The sequence below is a fragment of the Ferrovibrio sp. genome, from assembly GCF_017994015.1.
Lineage (GTDB): Bacteria > Pseudomonadota > Alphaproteobacteria > Ferrovibrionales > Ferrovibrionaceae > Ferrovibrio.
Genome location: NZ_JAGOLP010000092.1, coordinates 1 through 8,490, shown reverse-complemented (window position 1 = coordinate 8,490; position 8,490 = coordinate 1). Strand labels below are relative to the sequence as shown.

The 8,490-nt window shown below is 59.5% G+C and carries 12 protein-coding genes; 9 read left to right on the top strand and 3 right to left on the bottom strand.

Annotated elements, in window-relative coordinates; translation table 11 throughout:
* Window positions 1-15 precede the first annotated feature (15 nt).
* The 6 genes from rplM to KBB36_RS20070 all read left to right on the top strand — a co-directional run bounded on the left by rplM (window position 16) and on the right by KBB36_RS20070 (window position 3,971).
* On the top strand, window positions 16-483 hold the full coding sequence (gene rplM, locus KBB36_RS20095; RefSeq protein ID WP_290985397.1) for a 50S ribosomal protein L13: 468 nt from the start codon (window positions 16-18) through the stop codon (window positions 481-483).
* 2 nt (window positions 484-485) lie between these two features.
* On the top strand, window positions 486-968 hold the full coding sequence (gene rpsI / locus KBB36_RS20090) for a 30S ribosomal protein S9 (protein WP_290985394.1): 483 nt from the start codon (window positions 486-488) through the stop codon (window positions 966-968).
* A gap of 182 nt (window positions 969-1,150) precedes the next feature.
* The gene (locus tag KBB36_RS20085) at window positions 1,151-1,705 is read left to right on the top strand and encodes a hypothetical protein (RefSeq protein ID WP_290985391.1); all 555 of its coding nucleotides are present in this window, start codon (window positions 1,151-1,153) and stop codon (window positions 1,703-1,705) included.
* 2 nt (window positions 1,706-1,707) lie between these two features.
* Entirely contained in the window at window positions 1,708-2,250 is a 543-nt protein-coding gene (locus KBB36_RS20080) for a hypothetical protein (protein ID WP_290985388.1), read from the top strand.
* Between the two features lie 113 nt (window positions 2,251-2,363).
* Entirely contained in the window at window positions 2,364-3,326 is a 963-nt protein-coding gene (locus KBB36_RS20075) for a hypothetical protein (protein ID WP_290985385.1), read from the top strand.
* A 108-nt stretch (window positions 3,327-3,434) separates the two neighbouring features.
* Complete coding sequence (locus KBB36_RS20070) at window positions 3,435-3,971, top strand: hypothetical protein (protein ID WP_290985383.1); 537 nt, start codon at window positions 3,435-3,437, stop codon at window positions 3,969-3,971.
* 6 nt (window positions 3,972-3,977) lie between these two features.
* Here the strand turns inward: KBB36_RS20070 and KBB36_RS20065 are convergent, their stop codons facing one another.
* A complete protein-coding gene (locus KBB36_RS20065) occupies window positions 3,978-5,156 on the bottom strand; it encodes a VWA domain-containing protein (RefSeq protein WP_290985380.1) in 1,179 nt (392 codons plus the stop codon).
* Window positions 5,157-5,194: 38 nt separating this feature from the next.
* Window positions 5,195-6,040: a MoxR family ATPase gene (locus KBB36_RS20060; protein ID WP_290985377.1), complete on the bottom strand. Its 846-nt coding sequence runs from the start codon at window positions 6,038-6,040 to the stop codon at window positions 5,195-5,197.
* A gap of 138 nt (window positions 6,041-6,178) precedes the next feature.
* Between KBB36_RS20060 and KBB36_RS20055 the strand changes: the two genes are divergently transcribed.
* Window positions 6,179-6,442, top strand: a complete 264-nt coding sequence (locus KBB36_RS20055; protein WP_290985374.1) for a hypothetical protein — start codon at window positions 6,179-6,181, stop codon at window positions 6,440-6,442.
* Window positions 6,435-6,776: a hypothetical protein gene (locus KBB36_RS20050; RefSeq protein ID WP_290985371.1), complete on the top strand. Its 342-nt coding sequence runs from the start codon at window positions 6,435-6,437 to the stop codon at window positions 6,774-6,776. The genes KBB36_RS20055 and KBB36_RS20050 overlap by 8 nt, the downstream gene beginning before the upstream one ends.
* A gap of 3 nt (window positions 6,777-6,779) precedes the next feature.
* Here KBB36_RS20050 and KBB36_RS20045 read toward each other — a convergent pair whose 3' ends face one another.
* A complete protein-coding gene (locus KBB36_RS20045; RefSeq protein ID WP_290985368.1) occupies window positions 6,780-7,430 on the bottom strand; it encodes a MarR family transcriptional regulator in 651 nt (216 codons plus the stop codon).
* Window positions 7,431-7,584: 154 nt separating this feature from the next.
* On the opposite strand from KBB36_RS20045, the gene KBB36_RS20040 reads away from it, so the two are divergent.
* On the top strand, window positions 7,585-8,490 hold a 906-nt coding region (locus KBB36_RS20040; protein WP_290985365.1), incomplete at its 3' end, for an RNA polymerase factor sigma-32.

Here is an 8,490-nt window from a genome sequence, read left to right as displayed (position 1 = left end):
ATCCAGGATAGTGCAATGAAGACCTTTTCCGCTAAAGAGTCCGAGGTCGACAAGAAGTGGGTGCTGATTGACGCCGAAGGCTTGGTGCTCGGTCGTCTCGCCAGCCTGATTGCCAAGCGTTTGCGCGGCAAGCACAAGGCGATCTTCACCCCGCATGTCGATACCGGCGACCATGTCATCGTCATCAACGCCGAGAAGGTGCGGGTGACCGGCCGTAAGGCGCAGCAATCCGTGTTCCATTGGCATACCGGCTATCCGGGCGGTGTGAAGGGTGCGACCATCGGTCAGCGCTTGCAGGGCCGCTTTCCGGAGCGCGTCATCCTGAAGGCGGTTGAGCGTATGCTGCCGAAGGAAAGCCCGCTGGCCCGCCGCCAGCTGACCAAGCTGCGCGTCTACAAGGGTACGGAGCATCCGCATGAGGCGCAGCAGCCGCAAGTGCTTGATGTGGGCGCGTTGAATCCGAAGAACAAGAGGATCGATTGATCATGGCCGAGGCACGCACTCTCGCCGATTTGAGCAAGGCCACGGCCGTTGCCGCTGCGGCTCCCGCAGCTCCCGTTCATGAGCGCAAGGTCGACAAGTTCGGCCGCGCCTATGCCACTGGCAAGCGCAAGAACGCGATCGCCCGCGTCTGGCTCAAGCCCGGCGCCGGCAAGTTCATCGTGAATGGCAAGGAAAGCAACGATTACTTTGCTCGTCCGGTGCTCCGCATGCTGCTGCAGCAGCCTTTCGCACTGACCAACCGGGTCGGCCAGTTCGACATCTACGCCACCGTTGTTGGTGGCGGCCTGTCGGGCCAGGCTGGCGCGCTGCGTCATGGCATTTCCAAGGCGCTGACCTACTTTGAGCCGGACCTGCGTCCGGCGCTCAAGGCCCAGGGCTTCCTGACCCGCGATCCGCGCGTGGTCGAGCGCAAGAAGTACGGCAAGCCGAAGGCCCGCCGCAGCTTCCAGTTCTCGAAGCGCTAAGCCTACAAGCGATTACGAAGGGGCCGGGAGCGCAACTCCCGGCCTTTTTTGTTGGGGTGGCATACTAGGCTGAATTGCTTGGTCTTAACCAAAACTCAACTGTTGATTCGTGTATATGAATCAACCACAGTCATGCCTCGGGCAGAATCGCCCATTTGGCCAAGCAGGAAAACATAATCGCCATGACGCTGAGCGATATGGTGCTCGCCTTGTTGCCGGTTATCGGCCTGTTTTTCATCGTTGGCCTTGCGGGCAATTGGTTGCAGGAGGCGGCGCAGCATTATGCTCGCCGCGAATTGCGTTTCGACGAGGAAAACGACCGCCTTCGGGAAATCTATGATCTGGTCGGCGAGCGGTCGCGCCAGATTGAGCAGGAGCAGGAGGGCCGCGCCGAGCGCGAACGCACGCTGCTGCAATTGCAGAACGAGCATGGCGCGGCAATGGCCGAGGAGATCAAGCTCACCGACCCGCGCAATATGACGGTCTACGAGCATGGCATCCCGATTGCCGGCACGATGGGCTATTATGCCAAGGCGGTTGGCCCGGCACATGTGCCGCCTTTTGACGGCAAAGGCTCAGGCGGAAGTGGCGTGCATGGCCGGCGTTATGCCCGCTTTGTCGTCTGGGGCCAGAACCAGACCAATGCCGAACGCCTGATCAAACATTGGGTTGGCGCACAGGGCCAGATCATCGAATTCCGGCCGTTCACCGGCAAACTCAAACTGACGGAGCTGTAGCAATGACGCTCAGCGATGTCATCGAAACCCTGGTTGTTGCTGCCAATCTCGGCATGTTCCTGCTGATTGTGCTGACTGTGGCCGAGCGTCTGCGTGATGGCTGGCGCTCAGTGGAATTGCAGGTGCAGGACGTGATTGCGCGCCGCGAGCAGGCCGAGAAGGATCAGAGCCATTATGACGAGGCGCTGAGCGACGAGCGCAAGAAGGTGGCCGATCTCGACCAGCAGATAGCCCGCGCCCGCAGCGAGCTCGAATCGCTGGAAATGCGCCACGCCGAAACCGATCTGCCGTTCATCTACACCGCCACGCCGATTGAAGGTGTTGATCCGCGCTTCCCGCCCTGGCGCCTGGTGGTCCACAATCCGCAGCTCGGCCAGCGCGCCATGCAGCTTTCGGATGCTGCTTATCAGTGGAATGAGGGCCGCTATTACGAAGTGCCGGCGCCAACCCATGCAGCGGCGCGCGCCCATCTTGAACGCCTGCTGCCGCCGCAGGACAGCTTCTTTGTGCGTATCGTTGATGACGAGCGCAGTGGCGTGGCTTGAGCCAGCCTGACAGAGCTGCCGCCTGGCTCGCCTTGATCTTGACGCAGGGCCGCAACAAACCATTTATTGCAACCGGATGGGGTTGGCAGATCAGTTTTTTTGAATTGGCGTGAATGAATATCGCAGACGAGGATACGACAGCGAAGCCGCGCAGCTTTAGCTTCAGCCATGCCGAACTGCGCCGCCCGGGCTCATATTTTATGCGCGGTGAGAACCGTGAGGTGACGCTTGCGCTGCAATTTGGCGAGCTAAAGGGGGCGTTGTCGCTGGATGCCCTGGTAAACAGCCTCAACCTGCCGCCGACCCATCCGGATCGGCAATTGCTGGAACTGGTGTCGCCGGCACTGAATTACATGCGCAGCATCCAGGTTGGCAATCCGGTGCCGTCTGAACTGCTTGATGGCCGGCCCTCCTGGATGCCAAAGGAGCATGTGGTGCAGCGCGGCGCCGTCACCCTGTGGCGCGCCCTGCAACTGCCGTTGCTTGATGCCTCGCCGCAAGCCGAGTTGCCGCCGCCCGGCTCGGATGCTGAAAAACTGCACCAGATTGCCCGGCTGGTGAAGTTGTTGCTGCCCGATCTGGATGTGGAAATGATTGAGCAGCGCATGCGCGATGTGATCGTTGATATCGCCCGGGTGGACTGGCTGCGCCGCATGACCAGTGCCTTGCAGCGAACAGTAGGCGAGATGGCGCAGTTTTCCGTGCGGCACAATGCCGACCCCGCTGGCGATCTGGCCCGGCGCGGGGCGTTGCAGTTACGACAGGTGGCGATCTGGGGCACCGAACGTGCAATGATTTGTGATGCTGTGGTTGCTGATGTGAACCGTCTGCTGGTGGAAGCGGATCATGCCAGGCAGCGGGTCTGGCCGCAGATAAATCTGTTGCGAGCCTTTGCGCTGGATATTGAGGCCGTACTGGCGCGCTGGAATCAGGCACAGATGCGCAGCGACGGGCCGCGGCTGCGAGACCTGGAAGATCTGCTGCGGTTGGTCAGTCAGCGTTATGCCGCATTTGACCCAGAGATTTTTATGCCGCCAAAGCGCTGGCCTGCGGGGAAACGGGAATATGACGCATGAGCGTATTAACATTTGCATATGCCGGCAGCCGGCGATGGCGCGGGACAGGCAGCGTACTATTTCCTGTTTCGGCGGCAACTCAGTTGGATTATGCAGATGAATGATCCCATGCCTAACAATGCTGGTGCGGCAGCAATGCAGCCGCTGAACCTGCGGGGCTATGAGGAATTGCCGCTTGCCGATCTGGCGGATTTTCCATCTTTGGCGGCCTGCCATGCCGCCTGGCTGGCGGCACATCGCAGCCTGCCGGGCCGTGCCGCCCCGGCCCTGCCGGCGGTGATCGAAGTGGAGGCGTTGCCGCCCGATGTGATGCCCTACACGATGCTGCTGGACTACCTGCCGGAAGAGCGTGATGTACGGGTCCGGCTGGCAGGCAATTATGTTGGCGAACGGACCTCAGCAGATGCCGGTGGCCGCCGTCTCGGCAATTTCTTCAACACCCATGATGCCGCGATTGTCTATGCCAGCATGGAGCAGGTGGCCAATCTACGGCAGCCAAGCCTGGCACGGCGCAGCTATGTGGCGCTGGATGGCATGCAGTTCAGCTATGTGCGGCTGATCCTGCCGTTATCGCTGGATGGCCACACGGTGACGGGTTTTTTCAAGACGATCGAGCCGGCAACGCTGCAAACCGGAGCTGCTTGAGCCGGCTCAGCGATTCAATTCCTTCATCGCGCCTTCCAGGCCACCCAGGGTGAGCGGGAACATGCGGTTTTTCATCAATTGCCGCACCACCTGCACCGAAGGCGTGAAGTCCCAGTATTTCTCCGGCACCGGATTGAGCCAGGCCGCCTTGGGCCAGGTGTCGAGCAGGCGCTGCATCCAGGTGGCGCCAGACTCTTCGTTCCAATGCTCAACGCTGCCGCCGGCCTGCACGATCTCATAGGGGCTCATGGTGGCGTCGCCGACAAAGATCAGCTTGTAGTCGCTCTGGAATTTGCGCAGCACTTCCCAGGTCGGCTGGAATTCGTTGTGCCGGCGGCGGTTATCCTTCCACAGCTTCTCATAGACACAATTGTGGAAATAGAAGAATTCCATATGCTTGAATTCGGTTCGCGCCGCCGAGAACAATTCCTCGCAGACCTTGATATGGTCGTCCATTGAGCCGCCGATATCGAATAGCAGCAGCACCTTCACCTTGTTATGCCGCTCCGGCACCAGCTTGAGGTCTAGATAGCCGGCATTGTTGGCGGTGGAGCGGATGGTGTCGGGGATATCCAGCTCCAGATCGGCGCCGTCGCGGGCGAATTTGCGCAAGCGCCGCAAGGCCACCTTGATGTTGCGGGTGCCGAGTTCAACGCTGTCATCCAGGTTCTTGTATTCGCGCTTGTCCCACACTTTCACGGCGCGACGATTGCGCGATTTATCCTGGCCGATGCGCACGCCTTCGGGATTGTAGCCATAGGCGCCGAAGGGCGAGGTGCCGGCCGTGCCGATCCATTTTGAGCCGCCCTGGTGGCGTTCCTTCTGCTCTTCCAGGCGTTTTTTCAGCGTCTCCATCAGCTTGTCCCAGCCGCCGAGCGCCTCGATCATCGCCTTTTCTTCTTCACTCAGCGTGCGCTCCGCCAGCTTGCGCAGCCATTCATCCGGAATATCGGCCGAGATCGCATCAGACACAAATTCCAGGCCGTTGAAGACCTGGGAAAACACGCGGTCAAATTTGTCGAGGTTGCGCTCATCCTTCACCAGGGCCGAGCGCGACAGGTAGTAAAAATCCTCGACGCGGTAATTCGGCACGCCCTTCTGCATCGCCTCGACCAGCAGCAGGTATTCGCGCAAGGTGGCGGGCACTTTTGCTTTGCGCAGTTCGAGGAAGAAGTTGATGAACATGCCGAGCCTCCCTGACCGGGCAGAAGCTGAACCGGGGCCTAGCGGCTTTCGCGCCGCGCGATGAAGGCCAGGCGTTCGAACAGATGCACATCCTGCTCGTTCTTGAGCAATGCACCAGCCAGCGGCGGAATAAGCTTGCCCTGTTCCTTGGTGCGCAAAGCCTCGGGCGGCAGATCCTCCGCCATCAGCAGCTTGAGCCAGTCGAGCAATTCAGAAGTTGATGGCTTCTTCTTCAGGCCGGGCGTTTCGCGCAATTCGTAGAATACGGTCATTGCATCGCGCACCAGGGTCTTCTGCACGCCGGGGTAATGCACCTCGACGATCTTCTCCATGGTCTCGCGGTCGGGAAAGCGGATGTAGTGGAAGAAGCAGCGGCGCAGGAAGGCGTCCGGCAATTCCTTCTCGTTGTTGGACGTGATGATGACGATCGGGCGCTGCTCGGCCCGGATCGTCTCGCCGGTCTCGTAGACAAAGAATTCCATGCGGTCGAGTTCAAGCAGCAGGTCGTTCGGGAATTCGATATCGGCCTTGTCGATCTCGTCGATCAGCAGCACCGGGCGCTGCGGCGCGGTGAAGGCATCCCACAGCTTGCCCTTCTTGATGTAGTTGGCGATGTCGCGCACGCGCTCTTCGCCCAACTGGCCGTCGCGCAGGCGCGACACGGCATCATATTCATACAGGCCCTGCTGCGCCTTGGTGGTGGATTTGATATGCCAAGTCAGCAGCGGCGCGCCGAGTGCCTTGGCGATCTCGATGGCCAGCACGGTCTTGCCGGTGCCCGGCTCGCCCTTTACCAGCAGCGGACGCTCCAGCGTCACGGCTGCATTCACCGCCACCATCAAATCATTGGTCGCGACATAAGAATCGGTACCGGTGAACTTCATCGTCGTTTCCTGGCTTATTGGTCTGGATTGGTTTCAAACAGCGGTTAGGCTAATGCCTTCGCCACAACATAAGCAAGGGGCGGTTCCGTCTGGCATTAACACTTTTCTGAACTTCATGATCATGATTAGATTGTCTGCATGGACGAGACTGAACATAAACTCCCACAGATTAACCCTCATGAGCATCTGGGGGAGATTTTGAACTATCTGGATGCCCTGGTTTTTGCACAAAGCGAAACAATCGGGGCTTTGGTTGAGATTGTGAAGGCCAATAAATTGAGCGGGGCTGAAAAGGCTGAGAATTTCTTTCAAGAGGTGGTGCAGTCACATAAATCTTATGCTGACTGGAGCGCCAATTTGAGAAAAAAATTACTGGCAGGGGGCGACAAATCTGATGGCTAACGATCAGGATTCGAAACTTCCGGATTCTGCGGGGCAAATATACTCCCTCGATGAGCGGCGCGGCCGATCCGGGGCAGGGGGATATGGTGGCGGCGCAGGGAATGATGGTGGCCTACCGCCGGGTTTAGATGCTCGTGTTGCAAAATTAGAGGCCGATACAAAAGAGATAAAAGATATGCTGACACGCATGGAACCTGTCTTGGCGAAAATTAATGTTGATATCGCTGAGATTAAAGGCCGGGTGTCTGCTATGCCAACCACATGGCAGTTGATTGGCTTGGTAATTGGCGTTTTTGCAGCTGCTCTCGCTTTCGTGAAAGCTCTTACTATTTAGTTTTTAATCTGCGCCATCTGCCGTCACGCCCTGATATTTGACGCAAAGCTGGCCGCTTTCCATGTCGCTCAGCGCCTCGCCGGTTTTGCCGCATTGATGCTTGGCGGCGGCAATCTCGGCGCCCTTGACGCAAAACAGCGAGCAATCCTGGCACACACCGAACTGCATCACGGCATGGCGATTCTGCAATTCATACAGCAGCTTTGAGAGGCCGCGCACCAGCATGCCGCCGCAGTCGCTGGCCATGTCGTCGATGGCGCGTTCCAGGGTGCGCATCGGATCCTTGGCCAGCATGGCCTTGCCATCGCAGGTCAGGTGCAATTCCACGCCGCGCCGGTCGCAGGTCTTTTTCACCCGGTCGATCAGGCCCTTGTTTTCCAGCGCGATCAGGGTTTGCGACACCGTGCCTTTGGTCGAACCAAGGTAATCAGCCAGTGCCGAGGGGGTGCGGGAATAGCGATTGGCCTGGGCCAGAAAGCGCAGCACTTCCCATTGCGCCGGGTTCAGGCCATCGGCGAACTGCAATTCCCGCGTCAGCCGCCCCAAACGATCCAGCAGTAGCGTAACCCGTTGGGCAAGCATGGTTTTTGCGCCGGTTTCGGGTTCCGGGCAGTCCGTGTCGGGCAGCGGCTTGGGATCGGGTGTGATCAGCATCACAAGTTCGTATCGACTCGAAATTACCCGTTGCGCGATTTGGCTTCCAGGTGCAGGATCATAGCGACCCGACACTAACTCCGCCGCGCTTCGGCGTTTCATTGAAGTGCAATGGTAGTGCGGTGTGGTGCGAAAGTCGATGGAGGATGTGAAAATGAGCCTGCGCAATACCCCGAGCCGTAGTCTGGAAGGCGCCGACCGGCGCTATCTGTCCACCGTGATGAACAAGGCCATGCTCAGCGAAGAGGAAGAGCTGGACCTGGCCCGGCGCTGGAAGGAGCAGGGCGACCAGCAGGCCATGCAGCAGATGGTTTCGGCTTATCTGCGCCTGGTTGTCTCCACTGCCGGCCGGTTCCGCAATTACGGCCTGCCGATGGCCGACCTGATCCAGGAGGGCAATATCGGCCTGATGCTGGCGATCAACCGCTTTGACCCGGAACGCGGTGTGCGTTTTTCCACCTATGCCGCCTGGTGGATTCGGTCGTCGATGCAGGAATATGTGCTGCGCAACTGGTCGATTGTGCGCTCCGGCACCTCGGCCGGCCAGAAGGCGCTGTTCTTCAACCTGCGCTGGCTGCGCGCCAAGCTGGAACGTGAGGGCGGCAATGCCGGCGGCGGCCTAGCGCTGGACGACGAGAATCGCAATGCCATCGCCACGGCGCTCAAGGTGTCGCCCAATGAGGTTTCGGCCATGGCGATGCGGCTGAGCAGCCGCGACCATTCGCTGAACGAGCCGATTGGTGGCGAGGAGGGCGGCGAGGCATTTCAGGATTTCCTGCCCGATCCGGGTCCGAATCCGGAGCAGCAGGTGGAATCGAGCCATGACGGCGCCTTGCGCCGCGCCTGGCTCACCGAATCGCTGCAACAGCTCAACCCGCGCGAACAGCTGATCGTTTCCGAGCGGATGCTGAACGACGACAAGGTGACGCTGGAGGAATTGGGCGAGCGGCTGGGCGTGACCAAGGAGCGGGTGCGCCAGATCGAGACCAAGGCCTTCGCCAAGCTGCAAAATATGGTGTTGAAGCGCAGCCGCTCGCCCAATTCCTCCAGCGTCACCTTG

What these genes read in the sequence shown, in the direction of transcription:
- KBB36_RS20070 (WP_290985383.1), top strand. Translation starts at nt 3,435, where the DNA reads ATGCCTAACAATGCTGGTGCGGCAGCAATGCAGCCGCTGAACCTGCGG.
- KBB36_RS20085 (WP_290985391.1), top strand. Translation starts at nt 1,151, where the DNA reads ATGACGCTGAGCGATATGGTGCTCGCCTTGTTGCCGGTTATCGGCCTG.
- KBB36_RS20080 (WP_290985388.1), top strand. Translation starts at nt 1,708, where the DNA reads ATGACGCTCAGCGATGTCATCGAAACCCTGGTTGTTGCTGCCAATCTC.
- KBB36_RS20060 (WP_290985377.1), bottom strand. Translation starts at nt 6,040, where the DNA reads ATGAAGTTCACCGGTACCGATTCTTATGTCGCGACCAATGATTTGATG.
- KBB36_RS20065 (WP_290985380.1), bottom strand. Translation starts at nt 5,156, where the DNA reads ATGTTCATCAACTTCTTCCTCGAACTGCGCAAAGCAAAAGTGCCCGCC.
- KBB36_RS20050 (WP_290985371.1), top strand. Translation starts at nt 6,435, where the DNA reads ATGGCTAACGATCAGGATTCGAAACTTCCGGATTCTGCGGGGCAAATA.
- rpsI (WP_290985394.1), top strand. Translation starts at nt 486, where the DNA reads ATGGCCGAGGCACGCACTCTCGCCGATTTGAGCAAGGCCACGGCCGTT.
- rplM (WP_290985397.1), top strand. Translation starts at nt 16, where the DNA reads ATGAAGACCTTTTCCGCTAAAGAGTCCGAGGTCGACAAGAAGTGGGTG.
- KBB36_RS20075 (WP_290985385.1), top strand. Translation starts at nt 2,364, where the DNA reads ATGAATATCGCAGACGAGGATACGACAGCGAAGCCGCGCAGCTTTAGC.
- KBB36_RS20055 (WP_290985374.1), top strand. Translation starts at nt 6,179, where the DNA reads ATGGACGAGACTGAACATAAACTCCCACAGATTAACCCTCATGAGCAT.
- KBB36_RS20045 (WP_290985368.1), bottom strand. Translation starts at nt 7,430, where the DNA reads ATGCTGATCACACCCGATCCCAAGCCGCTGCCCGACACGGACTGCCCG.